This is a genomic window from Psychrobacter cryohalolentis K5 (assembly GCF_000013905.1).
GTDB lineage: Bacteria > Pseudomonadota > Gammaproteobacteria > Pseudomonadales > Moraxellaceae > Psychrobacter > Psychrobacter cryohalolentis.
Window position 1 is genome coordinate 71178 of sequence record NC_007969.1, and the last position, 23868, is coordinate 95045.

Genomic DNA, 23868 nt, shown 5'->3' on the forward strand with positions numbered 1-23868 from the left:
ACAGAGCTGACACCACTATATGGCGATAATGAATAAAAAATCAACTAAAGCAAGGATTTAGCAATAAAAAGGTGTTTATGGTGGTCAATCAATGATCATTTAACATCGCTCAATAGACTGCGCGCATGGTCACGAGTGACATCGGTGATAATAACACCACCAGACATACGTGCCAGCTCATCTACTTGCGCACTCTCGGTTAAGATGACAAGCTCACTTTCAGTTTGCTCGTCATGGTGTTTTTGTACCAAGATATGCTGATGCGCTTGCGCGGCGACTTGGGCTTGGTGGGTAATGGCTAGTAATTGCTGCGTTTGCCCAAGGGCGCGCAACAGCTCGCCCACCACTTGCGCCGTACCGCCACTGATACCAACATCAACTTCGTCAAAGACTAGCATAGGTTTTGCCGCATTATTATCTGCATTGGTCGCTTGCAAGACCTGCATCACTAGTGCCATACGTGATAGCTCACCGCCTGAAGCGATTTTGTGTAGCGGCTGCATCGGCATACCGACGTTGGCGCTGAATAATAAGTCGATATCATAACAGCCTTGTCCACTATATTGGCTGACATCGGTCTTTTTGGTAAAAACGAATTCACAACGTGCATTAGGTAGGGCAAGCGGCTGTAGTTGCTTAATCAGCTGTTTGCTGACAATCGGTGCAGCTTTAGCCCGTTTTTTATTTAGCTCAGTTGCTAGTGCTATATACTCTTGCCATGCTTGCTCAATTTGTGCCGCCATTGCATCACTGCTTGGCTCGTTTTCTAATTGTTCTAATTGCGCTTCCCAGCCTTTTGCTTCATTAATCAAGTCGCTAGCTGGCAAGTTATGCTTACGTGATAGGCGATGACCTAAGCTGATTAAACTGTCTAATGACTGCAAACGCTCAGGGTCAGGCAATTGCTGCTCAGCATAATCTGACAATAAGCCAGTCACTTCAGTGATTTGCTGCTGCGCTAAATGTAGCTGTTCTGAGGCTTGCTCAAAGGTTTGGCTCACGTTCATTTGATTATCGCATAGTTTAATTGCTTGCCCGAGCAAGGTCATTATATCGGGCTCATCGGTATCATTATCGAGTAAATGCAAGCCATGACTGGCCTCAATCATTAGTGCTTCAATATTGGATAATTCTTCGTGTTCTGCTTCTACTTCAGCATAATCAACGACCAATAACGGTGCGATATCTGCTAACTGGCTTTGCAACAGTTGAATACGATCTTGGCGCTGAGCTTCACGGCTAGCGAGATCGTCAGCGCGGCGTTTAAGTTGCTGATAAGCTTGATAGCTACTTGAGGTCTGCGTAGCAAGAGAAGTTATCTGTGCCATTTCATCTAGCCATTGCACTACAAATTGTGGCTTGAGTAGCGCCTGCTGAGCATGTTGACTATGAATATTGACCAGCAATGCACCCAAACTCTTAAGCTCAGCCAAACTGACAGGTGTACCATTTAACCATGCTTTTGAGCGCCCTGTATTACTGAGTTGTCGACGAATCAATACATCTGGCTCTTCTAACGCCCGCTCATTTTTGGCAAACCATTCAGCAATGATACTATTGTTTTCTACATCAAATTGCGCGTAGATATCCGCGTGCGCCGCGCCATGCCGGACCATCGCACTGTCTGCGCGCTCGCCGATACATAAAGACAGCGCATCGAGTAATAGCGATTTGCCAGCGCCTGTTTCACCAGTGATGACATTGAAGCCTTCAGCCACACTCAGCTCATGCTGAGCAATTAACGCAAACTGATTTAAAGTTAATGATACTAGCATCAACGCCTCTCATGACAGACAACAAACCTCAAATACGATGTAATGTCGTACAAGGAGGTTATCTCTACAATAGGTTAAATAAAGGAATGAATCGGTTCAGTTCATACTGCAACATAGATAAATGCAATTGGCAAATAGTATGGTGGCAAATAATCTTAAATACAAATATTAAAGGTAATCAATAACATCACTTAAAGCCATCATAATAAGCGGAACTTTCCTGCCGCTGTAACAAACTTTATAGATATAATGTGGTAGCATAATCTCACATAATGATAAACTCTTACCACCAGATTTTCGTGCATTCTACGACAGAGCAGTTAGCTTGTAGGACATGATACAAACCTGTTTGTCAGTAAGTATCAGTAATAAATGGTTATTTTTAAACCTATAAGATAAATCAATTCTATAATCAGCGCACAGCAAAGTAAAAATGATTTAGAGTCGATGGTAAAAGGTAGATATAACAACGCTTATCTAAGCATTTGCTTATCTACACATTCAATTTGGTTTTTTAGTTGGCAATAATTATTTGATAAGGAAGCCACTATGACAGCGGCGCAATTTACTAATGTAACAGTCAATGCTCAAGCCACGATATCCTATGATGGTCGTTGCTCAAGCCATACCATTATGTTCGAGGACGGTCGTCATAAAACATTAGGTGTTATCTTGCCTTGTGATAATTTGGTCGAGCATTATCACTTTAGTACCAATACATCTGAACGTATTGAAATCACTAGCGGTGAGTGCGAAGTCAAAATAAATGGGGAAGAGGAGTTCAGCTACTACCGCGCAGGACAGTCATTCGTGGTTGAAGGTAATAGTGGTTTCAATTTACGCACAGAACAGATCGTTCAGTATATCTGTCACTTAGAAGGCTAATACGCCTTAAAGTGTCGTTAGATAATTGATGAAGCCAAAAGCCAATGATTCCAAAGAAATAAATCTTATCAGGTTTATTTCTTTTTTTTGCTGACATTATTTAGATGAAGCTGGTCATTAATTGCTACAATTACACATCTCTATTTTTATTGCATATTTTTTATAACACTGTGCAATACCCACTTTATAATCAATAGGCCTATTATGGCAAAACCTACCTATTTTTATGGCATTCATGCCATTGATGCCTTGCTCGAATACCGTCCTCTTGATGGACTGAGCTTGTTTGTACAGCAAGGGCGTGAGACTGACAGTCATGTACAGTCTATTATGGCGCAAGCACGTGATAATGGCATCAGTATTCAACCAACGCAAAAAGACAAACTTACTCAGCTGTGTGGTAGCCCGCAACATCAAGGCGTAGTGCTAAACGCCCGTCCTTTAGGCTTTGCTGATGAAGGTTTGCTAGATACGCTTGCTGGTCGAGATGATTGTTTGTTACTGGTACTAGACCAAATTACGGACGCCCATAATTTTGGCGCTTGTTTGCGTACAGCAGTAGCCATGGGTGTCGATGCAGTCATTTGTCCGAAACATCATGCAGCTAGCTTGACGCCAACGGTTGCCAAAGTATCAGTCGGCGCGGCTGAAATGATGCCTATTGTTAGCGTAACCAATCTGGCACGCACGCTGACAAAAATTAAAAATGCCGGCGTTTTTGTGTTTGGTACCGCTCTTAATGCCAATGCCAAACCAATCCATGCTGCAGATCTGACTGGTAAGACGGCTATTATCATGGGTTCAGAAGGTGAGGGGATGCGTCGCCTGACAACAGAAAGCTGCGATGAGCTGGTTTATATTCCGATGTCAGGCAACGAGCATGGCAACTTGCAAAGCTTGAATGTCAGTGTGGCGACAGGTATGGCTTTGTATGAGATTAATCGGCAGCGAACTTTAGCTGCTGGGCAAGCTTAAGATAGTCTTGATGGAGCGGCTCTAATTGTACATATAGGGCCGCAAGATCACTCTCATTTAATACCACATCATCCGCATGACGATTGCGCTCTTCACGGCTAAGCTGATTGACCATAATGGCTTCAATTTTTTGCACACTTAGCGCATCACGTTGACTGGCTCGTGCAAGTTGGGTATTTTCTGTGGCATCCATCACCAAAATACGTTGACATAAATTGGCAAGCCCAGCTTCTGCCGCTTCAATCAATAACGGCGCTGACAACACCACATACGGCGAGGTACTCTCTGCCAATTGCTTTTTTGCAGCTTCGCGTATCGCTGGATGGGTAATCGCTTCAAGTTCAATTAGAGCATCAGGATAAGTAAACACATGGGTCCGTACAGCGGCGCGGTCCATATCACCATTGGCGTTTAGCACCCAATCACCAAATTTCCTCTGGATCTTGCGCAACGTTGAGCTGCCTTTGACCACCACTTCATGTGCAATAACATCTGCATCAATAATATCGATTCCCTGCTGTGCGAACCAGTCACTGGCGGCTGATTTGCCACTGCCGATACCACCCGTTAAACCCACTACCAATGTTTTACTTTTATGCTCAGGCGTTTGCGGCTGATGAGAATAAGGTGAAGGTGCTGCTGCGTATTTTGACATAATGATGACTTATCTGACTGATAGAAGGATAATGACTGTAATCAATGAAAGGTTAAACATAACTATTGGGAAATGGCTACTGCTTAAGTATACATACCTAAATACCAATTAACGATATCTGAGCCGTATAACAATGCCACAATACCAGCAATGGCAATATAAGGACCAAAGGCAAAAGGCTTGCTCTCGCCTTGTTTTTTCATCAAGATAAGCCCAACGATAGAGCCGAGCAATGATGATAATAAAATAATCAAGGGTAACATCATAGGTCCAAGCCACGCACCCAGTACTGCCAATAATTTAAAGTCGCCTTGTCCCATGCCATGCTTTTTGGTGATTAAATAAAATATCTTGACCACTATCCATAACGATAAAAATCCCAATAACAAGCCCCATATCGACTGAGTAGGGGGCACAAACCAACCTTGTGAATTGACCGCCAATCCTAGCCCTGCTAATGGAAAAGTTAAGCGGTCAGGCAATAACTGAGTATCAAAATCGATACCAGTTAAGGCGATGAGTGTCCAGACTAAAACTAATGCCGACAGCCCTACCATATTAACGCCAAAATGATAAATGACTAGTGCAGATAGCAGAGCAGTGACCAGCTCAACGATAGGATATCGAAGCCCGATAGCCGCTTTGCACTCTGAGCAACGTCCGCGTAGTACTATCCAGCTAATTAAAGGTATGTTTTCATACCACTTAATTTTGTGGGCACAGTGCGGGCAGCGCGATGCTGGTTTACTTAAGGTAATAGGTGTATCAGTGGCAACAATATTAACTAGTGGCATCGTATGCTCACGCGGCATATCTGCTTGCTCATACATAAACTGGCTACACTCTTTTCGCCAAGCCGATACCATTATCAATGGAGTGCGATGAATTACCACGTTTAAGAAGCTACCGACGCACAGCCCTAGTAGACCAAATACGACCAAAGCAATGGTCATATTTTCTTGTAGTAACTGTATAAATTGCATGAATTAGCTGTCCTTTAATTAGCTTTCAACCTACTACTGAGCCCATCTGGAAGATTGGTAAGTACATGGCAATGACCAAACCACCAACTAATACGCCAAGTACCGCCATAATAAGCGGCTCCATCAAGCTGGTCAAACCATCAACAGCGTTATCAACTTCGTTTTCATAATAAACTGCTACTTTATCGAGCATCTCTTCTAAGCTACCAGACTCTTCACCGATACCTACCATTTGAATAGCAAGGCTTGGAAATAAATTGGTTGAACGTATGGAAAACTGTAATTGTTGTCCCGTAGAGACGTCATTTTTGATTTGCTGAATAGCGTTATAAAATACTACATTATTGGCCGCGCCAGCAGTTGAATCGAGCGCATCAATAAGCGGTACGCCGGCAGCAAAAGTTGTAGACAGCGTACGAGCAAAACGCGCAATCACCGCTTGGTAAGCGATATTGCCAAATATTGGGGCTTTTAATACCGCACGGTCTAAGACATCACGAAATTTCTTTGAACGCTTCTTAGCTTCTGAAAAGCCGATAATTGCGCCACCAATAAATACAATTAAGATGAACCACCATGCTTGCATCCACTCAGACATACCTACGACCATTTGGGTAAAAGCAGGTAATTCTGCACCAAAAGAGCTAAATAAATCAGCAAACACTGGAACGACTTTAACAAGCAGAATAATGGTGACAATAATAGCAACTACAACGACCGCGATAGGATATTTCATAGCTTTTTTAATTTTAGCTTTTAACAGCTCGCTTTTCTCTTTATAAGTCGCAACTCGCTCTAGCATGGTTTCTAACGCACCTGACTGCTCGCCAGAATCAACAAGCGAGCAAAAAAGATCGTCAAAATAGCGGGGATGGCGACGTAATGCCGATGCAAAAGTACCACCAGCTTCAATATCGGCTTTAATTTGTAATACCAAGTCTTTCATACTCGGATTATCTAGAGAGTCCGCGACAATCTCAAAGGATTGAGTCAATGGCACCCCAGCTTTCATCATAGTTGCCAATTGACGTGCAAAAATAGCAATATCGATAGGCTTGATGGACTTCTTAAAGGTGTATAAGGGTTTTGGCTTTTTCTTGATACCTTTAACCGTAATACCTTGTTTGCGCAACGTGGCTTTGGCAAGCTCTAAGCTACGACTGGTCGTCTCACCTTTTACCTTTTGCCCGCGCCGATTTACCCCATCATAGACAAAGTCTAACAGCATGTCGGTCTTAGCTTTTGCCATGTCCCTTCCTTCAAAAAATGGTCTGATATAGTCCAATATAGAGAATGCCTGCTATAAAACGTAGTTAACCCATTGTTTTAAGCGGATATACTTTATTTTAGCGCAAAATACCAGTGTTTATCTGTTTTATTTTTCCTACTACTTATTATTGTTTAATAGTTATTGAACAACAAGCTGTACGGAAATAATAAAATTTACTCAAAGCAATATCTTTACCAATCTTTTCAACCAAATATGCTACTCAGAAGTCACGCGCATCATTTCTTGAATACTGGTGACGCCTTGTAAAACCTTTAAAACACCAGAGCGACGTAAGTCTCTAAAACCGTTTTTTAGCGCCGCATCTTTGATATCTATCGCGTTACCATCTTCCATGATAATACGTGAAATATCTGGAGTGACTTTCATCACCTCATAAATACCAACACGTCCTTTGTATCCTTCACGGCACTCATTACAACCGACTGGCTCGTAGATGATATTGTCTGTATTGTCCAAATCTGCATCTGTAAAACCAAGCTCAAGCAGACTTTGACGTGGGATACTAATGGGTTTTTTACAGTTTTTACATAAGCGCCGTGCCAATCGCTGAGCAATGACCAAGTTCACGGAAGTGGCAATATTAAAAGAAGCGACACCCATATTGCGTAATCGCGTTAACGTTTCAGGCGCTGAATTGGTATGTAAGGTTGAAAGTACCATGTGCCCTGTCTGTGCTGCTTTAATCGCAATCTCAGCAGTTTCAAGATCACGAATCTCACCAACCATCACAATATCAGGATCTTGGCGTAAGAAAGACTTAAGGGCGGTGGAGAAAGTCAGCCCCACTTTTGGGTTGACGTTGACCTGATTAATACCTTCAAGGTTAATTTCGACAGGATCTTCGGCAGTCGAGATATTGGTCGAACCAGTATTCAGGATGTTAATACCAGTATAGAGTGAGACGGTTTTACCAGAACCAGTGGGACCAGTAATTAGGAGCATGCCTTGCGGTTTATGTAACGCCTCCAAAAACATATCTTGTTGGTCAGGCTCATAGCCCAACGCTTCAATACCAAGCATGGCTGATGAGGGATCTAGAATACGCAAAACCAGTTTTTCGCCAAACAAGGTAGGTAGGCAACTTACCCGAAAATCGATGGCCTTATTTTTAGATATCTTTAGCTTAATACGTCCATCTTGAGGGACACGGCGCTCTGAGATATCCATTTGTGACATTACTTTTAAACGCGCAGCAATTTTCCCCGCGAGTTGTACGGGCGGGTTGGCCATTTTTTGCATCACACCGTCGACTCGAAAGCGCACTCGATAGCTTTTTTCATAGGGCTCAAAATGTAAGTCGGACGCACCCATACGAATGGCATCTACTAGCATTTTATTAACAAACTTGACGACCGGTGCTTCCTCGACGCTATCAGAGATTTTGGTCTCGCCGTCATCTTCTTCTTGACTCTCATCAAAGCCAATATGCAAATCACTATTAGAAAAGCTATCAAAATTTTGCATGCTATCAGCATAGAAGCTTTCAATACGCCTTTTAAGCTTATCTTCTTCGACTACAACGGTTTCAATTGACAAGCGAGAGTTAAAGGCAATCGCATCAATCGCATCGATACGGGTCGGATCACTCAGTGCCACAAATAAGCGTTGCCCACGCTTAAACATTGGCAAGGCATTAAACTTACGGACGATTTTTTCGTCGACCAAGTCTTTTGGGATGACCTCTGAGCTGAGCGTATCAAGATCAAATAAAGGATCGCCGAATGCTTGCGATAGCATTTGAGCCAATTGATAGGCATTGGCAAGCTTATGCTCTACCAGATAAGAGACCAGTCCTACTTGCTGCTGCTGCGAATCAGTCTGCGCCGCTTTCATATGCGCTTCGCTTACGATACCTTCGCTAATCAGCTGCTGTGCTAAGCCACCGTATTTACTGGTTGTGATAGACATTAAGACTTCTCCTTGCTCGATATCTGGTAGGCGATATATTTACCTAAATAGCAGGCTATTCACCATGTTTTACTTATTGCCATTTTATCGTTGATAGTTGAGCTAATTATTAAAATAGTTATTTTAAATACGGGTTTGAGATAAAAAAATCGATTGTCTGCACTTTATCCTATATTGAGAAAATCATATAGGGATTTACGTGAGCGCAAAGGTTTTATAGAGAGCAGGGCTCGATTGGCCAATCAAAAATAATTATTTAGCAATAGTTACTAAAGCAACGGTTGAAAGGTCAGTTTTGATTTGGGGCGCACTATACTATAGCACTTGTGAAATATTTGTTATACTTGCGCGCATATTAGCCATATTGGCAGCCATATATAAGACAAGGTAGAGAAGAATGCAAGCTTGGGTAATTGGAAATTGGAAGCAGAATCCAGCAACGAGCCATGACGTAAACGCACTACTGGACGATTTATGCGCTGCTATTAGTACAACCAAGCAAATGAGCCACGATAACTCCGCGCGTTGTCAAATAATGGTAGCACCAAGCTTCATACATTTAGCAGCAGTGAATGGTCGCCTAAAAGACACCTCAATACTGTGCGCAGCTCAAGACGTTAGTGGACACAGTGCCAGTGTTGGTGCTTATACAGGTGACTGTTCAGCGCAGCAGATAGTCGATGCTGGAGCGACTTGGACAATTCTTGGTCACTCAGAGCGCCGTCAGTATCATCAAGAATCTAACGATACTCTATTGCAAAAAATGATTCATGCGTTGTCACAAGATTTAGGCGTGGTATTTTGCATTGGTGAAAGCCAAGCACAATATGATACCAAGCAAACGCTTGAAGTCATCGATAATCAGTTAGCAGTTATCAAAGAATTCATTACACAGCAGCCAGAACTTATTAAGGCATTACCGACTCGTCTCATTATTGCTTATGAGCCAGTATGGGCAATAGGTACAGGTAAAGTGCCAACGGTAGCAGAAGTCAGCGCCACTCATAAGCATATCAAGCAAATATTGGCAGGATTTGCCGACTCATTGTCTAATATGACGGTTTTGTATGGCGGTAGTGTCAATGCTGATAATGCTAATAGCTTTGCTGCTGATCCTATGATTGATGGCGCTTTAGTTGGCGGTGCTTCATTGAAAGCTGACAGCTTTCTGACGATTGCCACTGCTTTTAGCCAAGCCAGTATCTAGTAGATTCTTGATAGATATAATAAAAACGTGAGTCTTTATTGTAATTGTTATTCACAAAATGTCTTTATCAGTTGGCAAAAGTGGGTTTAACAGTGCCCTTGCAATCGTGTACAATACGCCCTATTTATATCATCGATATGGCAACATTTACCGCCAATCTTTATCACTATTACACCATACGATTTGTTTTTCGTTATCAGTCGTCATTACGCGGCAAAAGAGGCCACCATGTTTACGTTTATATTAGCCCTGCATATTATCGTGGCGATTGCCATGATTGGCTTGATTTTGATACAGCATGGTAAAGGGGCAGATGCAGGGGCTTCTTTTGGTGCCGGTTCATCAGGTACAGTATTTGGTGCAGCGGGCACTGCCAACTTCTTAACACGCGCGACAGCCGTGTTGACCGCCATCTTTTTTATCACGAGTATGACCCTTGCGGTCCATGCTCGTAAGCAGGCAGAAGATCAGTTTCGTCTAGATGCACCGGTTTCAGCACCACAAACGCCGCGGCCTTTGACACAAAATCCTCAGTAGCTGCTGTTACTCTAGTTTTTTAAGTAGGCAGCCCTTGCTATTTGAAAGCGTTACATTTACAATGCTTTTTCTGTTTTTACAAGTCTTAGACCTTTGATGCTTACCTTACGCGTCAACTATAATGGGTATTGAGAATATAGAGAGAACAGTTAGAGTAATGCGATTGTGGTGGAATTGGTAGACACGCCATCTTGAGGGGGTGGTGGCGCAAGCTGTGGGGGTTCAAGTCCCCCCAATCGCACCAAGTTTTAAAGTTGTATCGTATTAAGTGAGTCGTTCATAAATAGCTAAGATTTTTAATTTAAATTATTTTTAAATAAAGATTGACACTACTATAAAACCTCCCTATAATACGCGTTCTAGATTGATGCGGGGTGGAGCAGTCTGGTAGCTCGTCGGGCTCATAACCCGAAGGTCGTTGGTTCAAATCCAGCCCCCGCTACCACTTTTTATACTGATGTTTTGCACACTAAATTTGTCAGTAACAATTAGCCCACCATTATGCTTGTGGGTTTTTTTGTATCTGGCGGTCTGTGTAATCGCGATATCTATCCTACTTATGCTAAGCTCTATGTCTATAGAGTGCGATACCATTTATAGAAGCTTGTTATCACATGTCATTCATGGCGCGATGATACTTAAGCACACTATCTTTTATTCCTCACTCTTTTATCGATAGTACTGCTTTATAAGTAATAAAAGCATAGCGCGGCTGAGCTTGATATTTGTCAAGCTTACCCTGATATAAATACCCGGTAGATATCATTTGTGTTTATGCTTTAAGCATAAGACAATCACTGTGGTTTAAATAACGATAGGTTCTTATTAAATAATGATGAAGAAAAACTTCAGCAGGATTTATTAAGTAAGATAGATAAGTGAATAGGAAAATATAAATAGATTATGAAGCTTTCGACCAAAGTTACAGAATTGACTAATATCATTGCCCCTGCCGTCGCGGCTTGCGATGTGGCACTATGGGGTATAGAGTTTGCACCACAGGGCAATCGCTCTTTGTTACGCATTTATATTGAGGCATTGCCAGAAGAGCAAGCTCAAAATAAACAAGTAACGATTGAAAACTGTGCAGCAGTGAATCACCAAGTGAGCGGTATTCTTGAAGTTCATGACCCGATTTCCGGTGAGTTTATTTTAGAAGTCTCTTCACCTGGTTTTGACCGTGCGTTCTTTTCAGATGAGCAAATGCATGCTTATGTCGGTCAGACAGTGAGCTTGCGTTTGATACAAGCGATTGGTGAAGGTGATAAAAAACGCCGTAAAGCAACTGGTACTCTAAACAGTATCGATGCCACCTCTTTAAAGCTGACTGCCACTGATGGTGAGCAGTTTGAGATTGCATTAAGCAATATTGATAAAGCCAATTTAATTTATGAAGATGCTTAATCTATTCGCTATTAGACCTTTTAGTGTATAAACGCAGTTAGTCTAATAGTTTAGATGGCTGATGGTGAAAATATAGAGTAAGTCAAAAATTATAAAATTTAAGTCAATTAAAAAATGATAGGACAGGCATAGTATGAGTCGTGAAATCTTAACGGTAGTAGAAACTGTCAGTAACGAGAAGGGCTTAAATCCTGAAGACATCTTTGAAGCAATCGAAGATGCTTTGGTCGTCTCGACTAAGAAAAAAGTATATACCGATCAGCCGGAAGTAGAAGTGCGGGTTTCAATTGACCGTACAACAGGCGATTATGATACTTATCGTTATTGGACAGTGGTTGCGGATGAAGACCATGAAATGCCTGCTTGTCAGCTTGCGATTACTGACCTTGATCAAGAAGAATGGTCAATCGGTGATATTAAAGAAGAGCAAATTGAGTCGATCGAGTTTGGTCGTATTGCTGCCACTCAAGCCAAACAAGTTATCATCCAAAAGATTCGTGAAGCTGAGCGTAATTTAGTAGCAGATGCTTTTGAGCCACGTGTTGGCGAGATGATGTATGGCGAAGTCAAAAAACAAACCCGTGATGGTTACATCATTGACTTAGGTGATAATGCTGAGGGTTATCTATCACGTGATCAGATGCTACCACGTGAGCAATTGCGCGCAAAATCGCGTATCAATGCCATCTTATATCATGTGAACCGTGAAAATCGCGGCGCTCAGTTGCTTCTATCACGTACTCATCCTGAAATGCTCTCGGCATTGATGCAAAAAGAAGTGCCTGAGATTGCAGAACAAATTATCGAAATCCGTAACGTCGCGCGCTTACCGGGTACTCGTGCTAAAATAGCGGTTAAGACCAACGATCATCGTATCGATCCGGTTGGTGCTTGTATTGGTATGCGTGGTACACGTATCCAAGCAGTACAGCAAGAGCTTGATGGCGAGCGTATTGATGTAGTGGTTTGGTCAGATGATCCTGCCCAATTTATCATCAGCGCTTTAGAGCCTGCAGACGTAAGCAGTATCATCCTAGATGAAGATACGCAAACGGCTGATATTATCTTTAGTACCAATGATCAGCTAGCACGTGCGATTGGCTCACAAGGTCAAAACGTACGCTTAGCTTCTGAGCTGACCGGCTATAAGCTAAATATGATGCTAGAAGAAGAGTATCAGCAGCGTCAAGCAAACGAATCTAAAGCATTCATCGAACTATTCTATGAACGCCTAGAAGTGGATAAAGACCTAGCACAAGCGCTTGTCGATATTGGTTTCACCAGTATTGAAGAAGTGGCTTATGTACCTGTCGAAACCTTCTACGATATTGAAGGATTAGATGATGAAGCGATTGATATGATCCAAGAGCGTGCGAAAGAAGTCGTTATTGCAGACGAATTGGTCAAACAACAGAACATGAAAGAGCCAAGTCAGGAACTACAAGATCTTGAAGGAATGACAGTCAGTTGGGCTTATAAAATGGCTCAAAAAGACATCATTACGGTGGATGACTTGGCAGAACAAGCCGTCTTCGACTTAGAAGATATCGAAGACTTAGATACTGAAACCGCAGGAAAACTCATCATGAAAGCTCGGGAATCTTGGTTCAATGAATAAGCGGTAACTGCATATCGCTGTCTTTTGGTGATATGCTATCGATAATAAAGTGCTGGTATGAGCAAAATTTATATCAGCCTTACCCCAATCATTTGTAGCCAACAACTGAATTGAACATATAGCAAATAATAGACAGTAGGTGATAATAAATGGCAGATAAGACCGTCAAAGAACTGGCAGATATGGTAAGCAAAACCGCAAGTGCTGTACAACAGCAATTGGTAGATGCTGGACTGCCTGCGCGTGCAGAAGGTGACTTAGTCACCGAGCTTGAGCAGGAAAAGTTGGTGACGTATTTAAAGCAAAGTCATGGTCAGGAAGAAAAGCGTCGCATTAGTCTGAAGTCTAAAACGACTAGTACTGCGCGTGTGACTGGCTCTTCGGGCAAATCTAAGAGCGTCAATGTTGAAGTGCGTAAAAAGAAAGTGTTCGAGAAGCCTGATCCAGAAAAGATGGCTGAAGAATTGGCTGCACGTGAGCAAGCGATGATTGAGTCGCAAGCGCGTGCTGCTAAAGATGCCGAAGACCGTGCTGCTACTAAGAAAAAATCTGAGGAGCGTCAAGCTGCTACTTTAGCTGCGATGCGTGCAAGCCTTGGCTCTAGCAAAAAGTCAGACGACAAGAATGACGATATTTCAACGTCAGTGGTTGTGAAAAAAGGCGGCAAGACTACTATTGAAGTTAAGCCGAAAGACCAACCTAAGAAGAAAGTTACAGCGACAAAACCAAAAGTTGAGACGGCAGTTGAGCGTAAAGCTCGTGAAGTGCGTGAAAAAGAAGAAGCTCGTTTACGCGAGATCGAAACTGAAACACGCCGTACCCAAGCTGAAGAAGCGCAAAAGCGTACGCTTGAGCAAATGCGTAAAATGGCTGGTCAATATACTGATCAGCCCGCAACTGAAGTTCGTAAAGATGAGCCATTGGCAGAAGGTTTGGTTGGTGACGCATTAGAAGAATCGTTTGAGAAAGAACGTCGTGAAATCAAGCGTGGCACCAGTACTACTAGTGCCCGTGGCCGTGGTCGTCGTAAAAATCAAGACGAGCGTGAAATTAAGAACCGCAAAAACGGTCTACGTTCAAGCCAGTCTTCACAGCATAAATTCGAAAAACCTGTCGAAAAAATTGTTTATGATGTAGAAATCAGTGAGCAAATCACGGTTTCTGATCTTGCCCAGCGCATGGCAGTGAAAGCTCGTGAAGTGACTAAGTTACTCATGAAAATGGGTGAAATTGCTCGCGAATCAGACATGATTGATCAAGCAACCGCTAGTCTAATCGTAGAAGAGATGGGTCACAATCCAGTACCCGTCAGTGATACTAAAGTTGAAGACGATCTACAAGATGCTGTTGATGAGCGCAGCAGTAACGTACAAACGCGTCCACCAGTAGTCACTATCATGGGTCACGTTGATCATGGTAAGACGTCATTACTAGATAAAATCCGTGAAACGAAAGTGGCTACGGGCGAAGCAGGCGGTATTACTCAGCATATCGGTGCTTATCATGTGAAAACAGCACGTGGTGTTATTACTTTCCTTGATACTCCAGGTCACGCCGCCTTTAGTGCAATGCGCTCACGTGGTGCTCAAGCGACAGATATCGTTGTATTGGTCGTTGCTGCTGATGACGGCATGATGCCACAAACTGAAGAAGCGATTGATCATGCTCGTGCTGCTGGTACGCCGCTGATTGTTGCTATCAACAAAATGGATAAGCCAAGTGCTGATCCTGATCGTGTTCTTAACGAGTTGACTGCAAAAGAAGTGGTATCGGAGGATTGGGGTGGTGATACTCCTATGGCTCGTATCTCAGCCAAGACAGGTGATGGTATTGATGAGCTGCTAGAGCTTATTAGCTTACAAGCTGAGCTAATGGAATTAGAAGCACCATTAGATGGTCCTGCTCAAGGTGTGGTTATTGAGTCAAGACTTGAAAAAGGTCGTGGTCCTGTCGTTAGTGTCCTTGTCAAAAAAGGTACATTAAAACAAGGCGATTTAGTCTTAGCTGGTGAATATTACGGTAAAGTTCGTGCGATGACTGATGAACATGGCAAACGTATTCAATCAGCTGGACCTTCTATCCCTGTAGAGATATTAGGCTTACCTGAAACGCCGGCAGCTGGTAGTGAATTCTTAGTCTTAACGGACGAGAAAAAAGCCCGTGAAGTCGCGGACTTTAGAACCAACCGTGAGCGCGAGCGTCAGCTTGAGCGTCAAAACGCGATGCGTCTAGAGAGCATGTTTGATCAGATGGAACAGGGTAATGTTTCATACCTAAATATCGTTCTAAAAACCGATGTTCGTGGCTCGCTTGAAGCACTACTTGCTGCATTGAATGAGTTATCGACGGATGAAGTTAAAGTCCGTGTGATCAGCTCAGGCGTTGGTCCTATCTCTGAGTCAGATGTGACGCTAGCAGAATCTAGTGAAGCGGTATTATTAGGCTTCAACGTTCGTGCAGATGCTACCGCACGTCGTAAATCAGATTCTGCCAACATGGATATCCGCTATTACAGCGTTATTTATGGCTTGATTGATGATGTGAAAGCGGCAATGAGCGGTATGCTTGCGCCAGAACATCGCGAGAAAATCTTAGGTGTTGCAGACGTTCGTGAAGTATTCCGCTCTAGTAAGTTTGGTGCAGCTGCTGGTTGTATGGTGGTTGAAGGTACGATTTATCGCAACAAACCTATCCGTGTATTACGTAATGACCAAGTTATCTTTACTGGTCAATTACAGTCATTACGTCGCTACAAAGAAGACGTTAATGAAGTACGTACGGGCATGGAATGTGGTCTAGCCGTCCGCGGTTACGATGTAGAAGCTGGTGATAAAATCGAAGTCTTTGAGATTCAAGAGTTCGCACGTACTATCTAAAGTCACTGGTAAAATTAGGATGGTGCCTCATGCAATCCGCTTTATTAAATGCGCATGGCATGATGGGTTAGCTATCTTATAAATATTCAGCTGTACTTAGGCCTAACAGGTACATCCTGCTAGGCCTTTTTTAACAAATATTAGGCGTTAAACTTATTAATAAATGATTATATTGATCAATAAAAACAAGGTAATAACATGAACCAACGTTTACAACGTTTAGCTGATCAGATTCAGCGTGAGCTTGCTGTCCTTATCCGTGACGCGGTCAATGATCCGCGTCTGACAGGTTTTGTCACTATCTCTAGCATTAAAGTCAGCCCAGATTTGGGCTATGCTGATGTGTATGTGACCATTATGGAGCCTGAGCTCAATGATGCCATGACCATGTCAAATCATGAAGAAAGCATCAAGGTGCTAAATAAAGCAGCAGGCTTCTTGCGTACTGAGCTGAGTCATAGTTTGAAGACTCGCACAACACCGCGTTTGCGCTTTCATTATGATGAAGTGACTGCCCGTGGTAATTACATGATGGATTTAATCAGTAAAGCGGTTATTAAAACTGAAGAAAATGAGTCTGACGAGCAAGAAAACGAAGAGTAGAAGGGTAAAAGTCATTATGTCTATCGCATCTACGCAAGCGGATAAAAAGTCTAGTAATCACCCTAACAAGATTAAAGTTTCTGGTGTTATTTTAGTCGATAAGCCTCAAGGTATGACTTCTCAGCAAGTGGTTTCAAAGGTAAAATATTTATTTAAATCGCCTAACCATGACAGCAAGAAAGCAGGTCATACCGGCACACTTGATCCAATGGCAACAGGATTATTGCCTATCTGTTTGGGTGAAGCGACCAAGTTCAGTCACTATCAGCTTGATGCGGATAAATCTTATCAAGCAACCATTCTACTTGGTAGTCAAACTGATACCGGTGATGCCGATGGGCAAGTCACTGCTGAGGCACCGATTCCAGCGTTTGATGATGCACTGTTAGACAAAGTCGCTCAGCAGTTTTTAGGTGCCCAGCAGCAAATTCCACCGATGTATTCTGCCTTAAAAAAAGATGGCAAAAAACTCTATGAATATGCTCGTGCTGGTATAGAAGTAGACCGCCCGCCAAGAGACATTGTCCTTAAAGCCATTGAGTTAAAAGCAATCGATGAGCAGCAAATCCAGTTAACAGTAACTTGTTCAAAAGGCACTTATGTGCGTGTATTGGCAGAAGATATTGCTAAAGCGATGGGTACACTTGGACATTTAACGGCATTGCGCCGTCTACAAGTGGGTGATTTTAAAATCGATGAGACAATTGCGCTTGCAGATTTAGAAGCATTGCCATTAGAACAACGTCAGACATATCTATTGCCAGTAGATGCCTGCATTGATATTAGTGCTGAGCTGTCACTATCGTCAGAGCAGTGCGAGCGCGTACAAATGGGTCAACGCTTGAATGTTATCGATCAGTTGACTGATGATGTGCAAAGTTATATCACAACAGCTATCGATCAGCATTTAGCTGCTAACAATAACAGCGCTGCTGATAGTCAAAATATAGAAGATACTAACGATGATAACGAGCAGCAATTGGTACATGAAATACCGATAGATATTCGTCTTATTGATGAGCAGGGTGCGTTTATTGGTTTAGGGGCAGTGAGCTTAAATGGTCGATTGCAACCTAAAAAGCTGATTCAGTTGTAATTTCAACATGTAAATCTGGTTAGATTTATAACTTAAAAGCTGCAAAACTTACTAAGAGTTCACACAAATCACATATCGTCACATTTTATTGCAGGTTTCACCTATAGTGAAACCTGCTTTTTTTGTATCTTGATTAAGTCAGCTAGGGAAAGCATGATATGGATGAAAAGAATAATAAGAAAGTACAATATAAAATATGAAAGGGTGATAATAATACAAAACGGATTTACTATAGATTATTGTTGAATAAAATAATAATAATAATAATGATAAATTTGAGCAGTAAAACTAAATAAAAATAACAATACATTAATTCATATAAATTAATTTTTACAATTATAAGAAAATTATTCAGTCATAAATATAATTTACAAATAATAGGAAGTACTATGAAAACGATTGCTTTTTTACTTCATAACAACTTTGAACAAGCAGAATATGAAGAGGTTAACAACAAACTAAAAGCCAAAGGTTACAGCACACTTCTAATAACCACCAATAAAGAAAAAGAAGTCCAAGGTATGCAGCAAGACGTCAACAAAGGCGATACCTTTACCGCTGATATTTTTGCAAAAGATGCAAAACCTGCGGAGTATGATGCTTTAGTTTTGCCGGGTGGTACGGTTAATGCTGATACCATGCGTGGTAACGAAGATGCACACAGTATTATTACTGCAATAAATGAGGCTGGTAAACCGCTTGCTGTTATCTGCCATGCGCCTTGGATATTAATCAATACTGGTATAGCTAAGGGTAAAACGTTAACGGCTTATCATACTTTACAACTTGATTTAGCAAATGCTGGGGCAAAATTCGTAGACGCAAGCGTGCAGATAGACGGTAATCTGATTACTTCACGCAACCCAGATGATATTAATAATTTCGTCGCAGCGATTGATAAAGCTTTAACATGAGTTCCAATCGTTTTAACTTAGAGTAATTTTTATTCATTATCTATAAGGATATAACACGATGACACAGCCTAATCCAAACGATACCAAATTTGAGCAACAACGTTCTGATTCTGCCAAAGCAGCGCTTAAAAGCCAGACGGAAGATAATCATACAGAAGACACTGAAGCTGCCGCAGAGCGTATTGCTGATAACTTGGAAACGAAAGAAGATAAATAGCTTCTTAAGTATGAATATATGAGTTAAATGTAAATAGGAGTTACTATGAGCAATTCAGTAAAAGATATGGATGAGCAAGAACAAGAGATTAATCAACTTGTAGAAGATATCAATCCTCGTGCTGATAACTCTCCTGATAGTTTAGCAGAAGCTACGACTGTGCCTTTAGCAGACGATGAGCTAGGCGGTATGGCTAGCGAAGAAGATATCCAAAAAAATAAATAAGTCTTAGATTATAAGGCTGGTATCTACATTTCATGTTTACTTTTGATGGGTACTAACAATTTAGTCAACTTACTTACCAATAATCAGATATTCTTAAAACCATAACAAAAAACTGCTGTTAGCCCAGCAGTTTTTTGTTATAATTGGCGTCATATTTAAATACGGTTTAGATTATTCTAAATGGTTTTAAGTGACAGTTATGACTCATTGAGCTTGTCGTACACTAGGTCAACTCTAGTAATGCAGGGTTGTCCTGAATGACGTACAGGCTATTTTATTGACTATTCTATTGCTCCTCGATACTTAAACTTTTAAGGTTATCTTGGTGCTCTTAGCATTGCCGGAGAGATTTATGCTAACTAATGCCGATCGCGAACAAATCATTGCTCAATACCAACGTGGTGAAAGTGACACTGGTTCACCAGAAGTTCAAGTAGCTTTGTTAAGTGCTCGCATCAACGATCTACAAAACCATTTTAAAGCACACAAAGCGGATCACCATAGCCGCCGTGGTCTTATCCGTATGGTTAATACCCGTCGTAAACTGCTTGATTACTTAAAAGGTAAAGATCTTGGTCGCTATACCACCCTTATTAGCCAGTTAGGTCTACGTCGTTAATTTGACGACAGTAGTACGAATGGTTGCTAAAACGAGATATGCCTTAACTGGGAAGTATTTTAGATTTTTTGCGCAGCTATTTGGAACTTGCTTGTTGATATCGATAAAATAGATTTTTCTAAAAACGGTGTGGAATAGTTTCACGCCGTTTTTTTATGCTTATCAGTATGGTATGAGTTTAAGTACAGAAACAAAAGCTTATATTTAACTAATTATTAAGAAATAGATAGTAGTGCATTAGGTTGGTCAATGACCATAAATCACTGTAAAATAATGCCTTAGTCGGTTTTTGCACTGTTTATGATAGATAAACATGCATAGGTAAAGTAGTGAAGAGGCTCCATAGATGGAGTGGTTTTGATGCTATAAAAATCTAAATGATCGTTATAGCAAACCGAATTTTAGCATTAACCAATATGCAGGGCTGTGCTTTATGTACCAGCCAATTGCATAAGATAAATATTTGATAATAATAGTTTCGATAGACAAGATTTATAAGTATAAAGACAGTCGATTAGAAGCTATATACAAAGAATTTTAATGACAGATATCAGTGTTTTTTGTGCTGATATTATTTCGTCAGTCAATATTAGGAAAATTATATGACAATGTTTAATACCATTAAGCGTGAATTCCAATACGGTAACCAGCAAGTTGTTATCGAAACAGGACGTATTGCGCGTCAAGCTAACTCGATTTTAGTCCACATGGGCGGCGTTACTGTATTGGTAGCAGCGGTTGTAAAGTCTGATGCTAAAGAAGGTCAAAACTTCTTTCCATTGACCGTTAACTATCAAGAAAAAATGTATGCTGCGGGTAAAATCCCAGGTGCTTACGGTAAACGTGAAGGTCGTGCGAGCGAGTCTGAAACGTTAACCTCGCGTCTAATTGACCGCCCAATCCGTCCGTTATTCCCTGAAGGCTATGTCAACGAGATTCAAATCACGGCAACGGTTGTGTCATCTGACAAAACTCAATCAGCAGATATCGCAGCACTAATCGGTGCTTCAGCGGCGCTAGCTATCTCTGATGCACCATTTAATGGTCCTGTTGCTGCGGCGCGTGTTGGTTTTATCAATGGCGAATACGTACTGAACCCGACGCTTGAAGAGCTTAAAGAAAGTGATCTTGACTTGGTCGTGGCTGGTACAAAGTCTGCGGTATTGATGGTTGAATCTGAAGCGGCAGAGTTATCAGAAGATCAAATGCTAGGCGCAGTATTATACGGTCATCAGCAGCAGCAAATCGTTATCGACAACATTGCTTCAATGGCAGCAGAAATCGGTACCGCTAAGCAGCAATATACCGCTCCTGTACGCAATCAAACGTTAGAGACTGGTATGAAAGAGCAGTTCGGTACGCAAGTATCTGACGCTTATACCATCACTGATAAGCAAGCACGTTACAGCAAGCTTGATGAAATTAAAGACGCTGCCCTTGCAGCTCTTGCTGGTGATGCTGAATCAGAGAGCTATGCTGATACCGTATCTGAGTTAAAAGAAATCTATAACGATCTAAAGTATCGTACCGTTCGTGACAACATTTTGTCTGGTAAGCCACGTATTGATGGTCGTGATTTAGAGACTGTTCGTGCCCTTGATGTACAAGTGGGCGTATTACCATTTACTCATGGTTCAGCATTGTTTACACGTGGTGAAACCCAAGCATTGGTAACGACTACCCTTGGTAATACTCGTGACGTCAATATGATTGACTCGCTAGCGGGTACCATTCGTGACCATTTCATGTTGCATTATAACTTCCCACATTTCTCAGTAGGCGAAACAGGTCGTGAAGGCATTCCTAAACGTCGTGAAATCGGTCATGGTCGTCTAGCACGCCGTGGTGTACAAGCGATGCTGCCTGATAGCGATCGCTTCCCATATGTTATCCGTGTGGTTTCTGAGATCACTGAATCAAATGGTTCATCGTCTATGGCCTCTGTTTGTGGTGCAAGTTTGGCATTGATGGACGCTGGTGTGCCAATTAAAGCACCGGTTGCTGGTATTGCCATGGGTCTGGTTAAAGAAGGCGAGCGCTTTGCTGTATTGTCTGACATCTTAGGTGATGAAGATCATCTTGGCGATATGGATTTTAAAGTTGCTGGTTCTAAAGACGGTATTACTGCTCTACAGATGGACATTAAAATCGAAGGTATTACCCCAGATATCATGGAGCAAGCGTTAAAGCAAGCTCATGCTGGTCGTATCCATATCTTAGACGCGATGAACAAAGTATTGCCTGAAAGCCGTACTGAAATCAATGCTCATGCACCTAACTATGCCGTAATTGAGATCAATCCGGATAAAATCCGTGATGTTATCGGTAAAGGCGGCGCAACGATTCGTCAGCTAACGGAAGAAACTGGTGCGGTTATCGACATTGATGATGCTGGTACCATCCGTATCTTTGGTGAAAACAAAGCGGCAACTAAAGCGGCAATTGCTAAAATTGAAGCAATCACAGCAGAAGTTGAAGTAGGTAAAACTTACGAAGGTACGGTTGCTCGTATCGTTGACTTCGGAGCCTTTATTAACGTATTGCCAAATACTGATGGTCTCGTGCATATCTCGCAAATCGCTGATGAGCGCGTAGAAAACGTATCTGACTATCTAAAAGAAGGTCAAATCGTTAAAGTATTGGTCCAAGATGTTGATAATCGTGGTCGTATCAAGTTGACTATGAAAGGTATTGAGCAGAGCTAATGCTTGATATTTGATAGCGTTAATATTTAAAGAACCGCCTTGAATCACTTATTATGAGTGCTCAAGGCGGTTTTTTTATGGACGTAAAATATAACTAAAATTAGAAAATATGCTATATGGCAACGTCTCTAGGTACATGGATATCAATGCGAAGCTTAGGTAAATTTGCTAAATAATGGGTTATGAGAGGCAATATATCAATATGCCAATCTAATGGAAGCGCATTTGTTATAAGAGACTCATTGGTCGAAGGATTGGCTTCATTGCGTGAATGGTTGTAAATAAGGGGACGGGCAAGCAGAGCAATGTGACGGATACCTTGATAGCGTATCAGCGTTGTCAGTTGTTGTCGTAAATCGATTAAAGCTTCCGTCAACCAGCGTACTCTTACTGGATGATAAGAGTGATCTGATATAACAAGGTTAGCAATATAACTGGGTTGGTTGCCATTACTACTGACACTAAGCCCAGCTTGCTCACGTATGCGTTTATGCAGTAAACAGCTACCAACCATTAAGCTACCATCACAGCACGCACGATAGTAACGTTGATAATTATCAGGATATAGGGTTTTTGCGCGAGTCAAAATAGGATCTAAAAGGAGACCAGCGCTATTAACAGGAAGTATGAGCAGCTGAGCGCTGCTATTTAAAATAGGATTATGAGTGAGTTGCAAAGATGCCATCATCAACCCCTGAATAAAAGCATACATTATTTGGCGATAACTGCTAATTAGTGGTGGTTTTAACCGCAGTATCAGCCTCTAACTGGGCAATTTGTTGCTCAAGTAATGCGATTTCTTGAGCTTTTAGTTCAGTTAATTGTTTGGTCATGGCAATCTGTTCAGCAGCGAGCTTTTCTTGTTCGGCTAAGCGCTTACGTTCATCTTCTAAACGATCAATCTCTTCTTTGGCTAAGCTGTTCGTTTTTGGTAATGGGGCTTCTAAGATAGATTTGGGATCTGAGATATCAGAATCCGTCATACTAGCGCTACCTTGATTTTCATCACCAATAATATTATTAACGTCATCTTCTAATGGTACAGAAGCAATCTGTGTAGGCTTATCTTGTTCGGAAGTCACTGGCAAATTATCAGCAGAGCTCTGATTAGATTGAGGTACCGTGCCTTTCCAAACGAAATAACCGATTAACAGCACAATTAATAAAATACCAAACCACCATTTTTGGCTTGGCTTAGCAGAATGGGTAGATTTTTTTAAGACTTTATGGGAGAAAGGACGCGTTTTTTTGCTTTTCATACTACGTTCAATTTAGGTTAAAGATATCCTGCCATACTATAGCAAACTCGAAATAAAAAAGCCCATCTATTGATAGAAGGGCGATTAAATACAGCATTGTTTATAGCAATCATGAG

General features: G+C 41.7%; 21 protein-coding genes and 2 tRNA genes. 16 read left to right on the forward strand and 7 right to left on the reverse strand.

Translation table 11 applies throughout. The features are described from left to right. Positions 1-95: 95 nt before the first annotated feature. On the reverse strand, positions 96-1775 hold the full coding sequence (gene recN / locus PCRYO_RS00320) for a DNA repair protein RecN (protein WP_011512438.1): 1680 nt from the start codon (positions 1773-1775) through the stop codon (positions 96-98). A 549-nt stretch (positions 1776-2324) separates the two neighbouring features. Here recN and PCRYO_RS00325 point away from each other — a divergent pair. Both PCRYO_RS00325 and rlmB read left to right on the forward strand, forming a co-directional pair. After that, the gene (locus tag PCRYO_RS00325) at positions 2325-2660 is read left to right on the forward strand and encodes a pyrimidine/purine nucleoside phosphorylase (protein ID WP_011512439.1); all 336 of its coding nucleotides are present in this window, start codon (positions 2325-2327) and stop codon (positions 2658-2660) included. A 204-nt stretch (positions 2661-2864) separates the two neighbouring features. Beyond that, the gene (rlmB, locus tag PCRYO_RS00330; RefSeq protein ID WP_011512440.1) at positions 2865-3635 is read left to right on the forward strand and encodes a 23S rRNA (guanosine(2251)-2'-O)-methyltransferase RlmB; all 771 of its coding nucleotides are present in this window, start codon (positions 2865-2867) and stop codon (positions 3633-3635) included. Here the strand turns inward: rlmB and coaE are convergent. The 4 genes from coaE to pilB form a co-directional block, all read right to left on the reverse strand. Continuing rightward, positions 3598-4290: a dephospho-CoA kinase gene (gene coaE, locus PCRYO_RS00335; RefSeq protein WP_011512441.1), complete on the reverse strand. Its 693-nt coding sequence runs from the start codon at positions 4288-4290 to the stop codon at positions 3598-3600. The genes rlmB and coaE overlap by 38 nt on opposite strands. An 83-nt stretch (positions 4291-4373) precedes the next feature. Continuing rightward, the gene (locus PCRYO_RS00340; RefSeq protein WP_011512442.1) at positions 4374-5273 is read right to left on the reverse strand and encodes a prepilin peptidase; all 900 of its coding nucleotides are present in this window, start codon (positions 5271-5273) and stop codon (positions 4374-4376) included. A 25-nt stretch (positions 5274-5298) separates the two neighbouring features. Continuing rightward, positions 5299-6522, reverse strand: coding sequence for a type II secretion system F family protein (locus PCRYO_RS00345; RefSeq protein WP_011512443.1), 1224 nt, complete (start codon positions 6520-6522; stop codon positions 5299-5301). 237 nt (positions 6523-6759) lie between these two features. Further along, positions 6760-8472, reverse strand: a complete 1713-nt coding sequence (pilB, locus tag PCRYO_RS00350) for a type IV-A pilus assembly ATPase PilB (protein ID WP_011512444.1) — start codon at positions 8470-8472, stop codon at positions 6760-6762. Between the two features lie 397 nt (positions 8473-8869). On the opposite strand from pilB, the gene tpiA reads away from it, so the two are divergent. The 14 genes from tpiA to pnp all read left to right on the forward strand — a co-directional run bounded on the left by tpiA (position 8870) and on the right by pnp (position 22493). Beyond that, positions 8870-9679: a triose-phosphate isomerase gene (gene tpiA, locus PCRYO_RS00355; RefSeq protein ID WP_011512445.1), complete on the forward strand. Its 810-nt coding sequence runs from the start codon at positions 8870-8872 to the stop codon at positions 9677-9679. Positions 9680-9907: 228 nt separating this feature from the next. Continuing rightward, on the forward strand, positions 9908-10216 hold the full coding sequence (gene secG, locus PCRYO_RS00360; RefSeq protein ID WP_011512446.1) for a preprotein translocase subunit SecG: 309 nt from the start codon (positions 9908-9910) through the stop codon (positions 10214-10216). 159 nt (positions 10217-10375) lie between these two features. Next, positions 10376-10460: transfer RNA gene (locus PCRYO_RS00365), tRNA-Leu, on the forward strand. 124 nt (positions 10461-10584) lie between these two features. After that, positions 10585-10661 (forward strand) — tRNA-Met (locus PCRYO_RS00370). A gap of 458 nt (positions 10662-11119) precedes the next feature. Next, the gene (gene rimP / locus PCRYO_RS00375) at positions 11120-11620 is read left to right on the forward strand and encodes a ribosome maturation factor RimP (RefSeq protein WP_011512447.1); all 501 of its coding nucleotides are present in this window, start codon (positions 11120-11122) and stop codon (positions 11618-11620) included. A gap of 133 nt (positions 11621-11753) precedes the next feature. Further along, a complete protein-coding gene (gene nusA / locus PCRYO_RS00380) occupies positions 11754-13238 on the forward strand; it encodes a transcription termination factor NusA (RefSeq protein ID WP_011512448.1) in 1485 nt (494 codons plus the stop codon). Between the two features lie 149 nt (positions 13239-13387). Then, positions 13388-16114, forward strand: coding sequence for a translation initiation factor IF-2 (gene infB, locus PCRYO_RS00385; RefSeq protein WP_011512449.1), 2727 nt, complete (start codon positions 13388-13390; stop codon positions 16112-16114). A 198-nt stretch (positions 16115-16312) separates the two neighbouring features. Next, a complete protein-coding gene (locus PCRYO_RS00390; RefSeq protein WP_011512450.1) occupies positions 16313-16717 on the forward strand; it encodes a ribosome-binding factor A in 405 nt (134 codons plus the stop codon). A 16-nt stretch (positions 16718-16733) separates the two neighbouring features. Next, entirely contained in the window at positions 16734-17813 is a 1080-nt protein-coding gene (gene truB, locus PCRYO_RS00395; protein ID WP_011512451.1) for a tRNA pseudouridine(55) synthase TruB, read from the forward strand. Positions 17814-18202: 389 nt separating this feature from the next. After that, complete coding sequence (locus tag PCRYO_RS00400; protein WP_011512452.1) at positions 18203-18727, forward strand: type 1 glutamine amidotransferase domain-containing protein; 525 nt, start codon at positions 18203-18205, stop codon at positions 18725-18727. A gap of 58 nt (positions 18728-18785) precedes the next feature. Beyond that, positions 18786-18944 carry a hypothetical protein gene (locus tag PCRYO_RS13225; RefSeq protein ID WP_188004066.1) on the forward strand — a complete coding sequence of 53 codons (159 nt, stop codon included), beginning with the start codon at positions 18786-18788 and terminating at the stop codon, positions 18942-18944. A 45-nt stretch (positions 18945-18989) separates the two neighbouring features. Then, entirely contained in the window at positions 18990-19169 is a 180-nt protein-coding gene (locus PCRYO_RS00405) for a hypothetical protein (RefSeq protein ID WP_011512453.1), read from the forward strand. A 352-nt stretch (positions 19170-19521) separates the two neighbouring features. Continuing rightward, positions 19522-19788: a 30S ribosomal protein S15 gene (rpsO, locus tag PCRYO_RS00410; RefSeq protein ID WP_011512454.1), complete on the forward strand. Its 267-nt coding sequence runs from the start codon at positions 19522-19524 to the stop codon at positions 19786-19788. Between the two features lie 602 nt (positions 19789-20390). Continuing rightward, positions 20391-22493: a polyribonucleotide nucleotidyltransferase gene (gene pnp, locus PCRYO_RS00415; protein ID WP_011512455.1), complete on the forward strand. Its 2103-nt coding sequence runs from the start codon at positions 20391-20393 to the stop codon at positions 22491-22493. A gap of 112 nt (positions 22494-22605) precedes the next feature. On the opposite strand, the gene PCRYO_RS00420 is transcribed toward pnp, so the two are convergent. Further along, on the reverse strand, positions 22606-23178 hold the full coding sequence (locus PCRYO_RS00420) for a hypothetical protein (protein ID WP_011512456.1): 573 nt from the start codon (positions 23176-23178) through the stop codon (positions 22606-22608). A 43-nt stretch (positions 23179-23221) separates the two neighbouring features. After that, positions 23222-23752 carry a hypothetical protein gene (locus PCRYO_RS00425; RefSeq protein WP_011512457.1) on the reverse strand — a complete coding sequence of 177 codons (531 nt, stop codon included), beginning with the start codon at positions 23750-23752 and terminating at the stop codon, positions 23222-23224. Between the last annotated feature and the right edge of the window lie 116 nt (positions 23753-23868).

What these genes read in the sequence shown, in the direction of transcription:
- pnp (WP_011512455.1), top strand. Translation starts at nt 20,391, where the DNA reads ATGACAATGTTTAATACCATTAAGCGTGAATTCCAATACGGTAACCAG.
- PCRYO_RS00400 (WP_011512452.1), top strand. Translation starts at nt 18,203, where the DNA reads ATGAAAACGATTGCTTTTTTACTTCATAACAACTTTGAACAAGCAGAA.
- pilB (WP_011512444.1), bottom strand. Translation starts at nt 8,472, where the DNA reads ATGTCTATCACAACCAGTAAATACGGTGGCTTAGCACAGCAGCTGATT.
- rlmB (WP_011512440.1), top strand. Translation starts at nt 2,865, where the DNA reads ATGGCAAAACCTACCTATTTTTATGGCATTCATGCCATTGATGCCTTG.
- tpiA (WP_011512445.1), top strand. Translation starts at nt 8,870, where the DNA reads ATGCAAGCTTGGGTAATTGGAAATTGGAAGCAGAATCCAGCAACGAGC.
- rimP (WP_011512447.1), top strand. Translation starts at nt 11,120, where the DNA reads ATGAAGCTTTCGACCAAAGTTACAGAATTGACTAATATCATTGCCCCT.
- recN (WP_011512438.1), bottom strand. Translation starts at nt 1,775, where the DNA reads ATGCTAGTATCATTAACTTTAAATCAGTTTGCGTTAATTGCTCAGCAT.
- PCRYO_RS00425 (WP_011512457.1), bottom strand. Translation starts at nt 23,752, where the DNA reads ATGAAAAGCAAAAAAACGCGTCCTTTCTCCCATAAAGTCTTAAAAAAA.
- nusA (WP_011512448.1), top strand. Translation starts at nt 11,754, where the DNA reads ATGAGTCGTGAAATCTTAACGGTAGTAGAAACTGTCAGTAACGAGAAG.
- secG (WP_011512446.1), top strand. Translation starts at nt 9,908, where the DNA reads ATGTTTACGTTTATATTAGCCCTGCATATTATCGTGGCGATTGCCATG.
- PCRYO_RS00390 (WP_011512450.1), top strand. Translation starts at nt 16,313, where the DNA reads ATGAACCAACGTTTACAACGTTTAGCTGATCAGATTCAGCGTGAGCTT.
- PCRYO_RS00340 (WP_011512442.1), bottom strand. Translation starts at nt 5,273, where the DNA reads ATGCAATTTATACAGTTACTACAAGAAAATATGACCATTGCTTTGGTC.
- truB (WP_011512451.1), top strand. Translation starts at nt 16,734, where the DNA reads ATGTCTATCGCATCTACGCAAGCGGATAAAAAGTCTAGTAATCACCCT.
- rpsO (WP_011512454.1), top strand. Translation starts at nt 19,522, where the DNA reads ATGCTAACTAATGCCGATCGCGAACAAATCATTGCTCAATACCAACGT.
- PCRYO_RS00325 (WP_011512439.1), top strand. Translation starts at nt 2,325, where the DNA reads ATGACAGCGGCGCAATTTACTAATGTAACAGTCAATGCTCAAGCCACG.
- PCRYO_RS00345 (WP_011512443.1), bottom strand. Translation starts at nt 6,522, where the DNA reads ATGGCAAAAGCTAAGACCGACATGCTGTTAGACTTTGTCTATGATGGG.
- PCRYO_RS13225 (WP_188004066.1), top strand. Translation starts at nt 18,786, where the DNA reads ATGACACAGCCTAATCCAAACGATACCAAATTTGAGCAACAACGTTCT.
- PCRYO_RS00420 (WP_011512456.1), bottom strand. Translation starts at nt 23,178, where the DNA reads ATGGCATCTTTGCAACTCACTCATAATCCTATTTTAAATAGCAGCGCT.
- infB (WP_011512449.1), top strand. Translation starts at nt 13,388, where the DNA reads ATGGCAGATAAGACCGTCAAAGAACTGGCAGATATGGTAAGCAAAACC.
- PCRYO_RS00405 (WP_011512453.1), top strand. Translation starts at nt 18,990, where the DNA reads ATGAGCAATTCAGTAAAAGATATGGATGAGCAAGAACAAGAGATTAAT.
- coaE (WP_011512441.1), bottom strand. Translation starts at nt 4,290, where the DNA reads ATGTCAAAATACGCAGCAGCACCTTCACCTTATTCTCATCAGCCGCAA.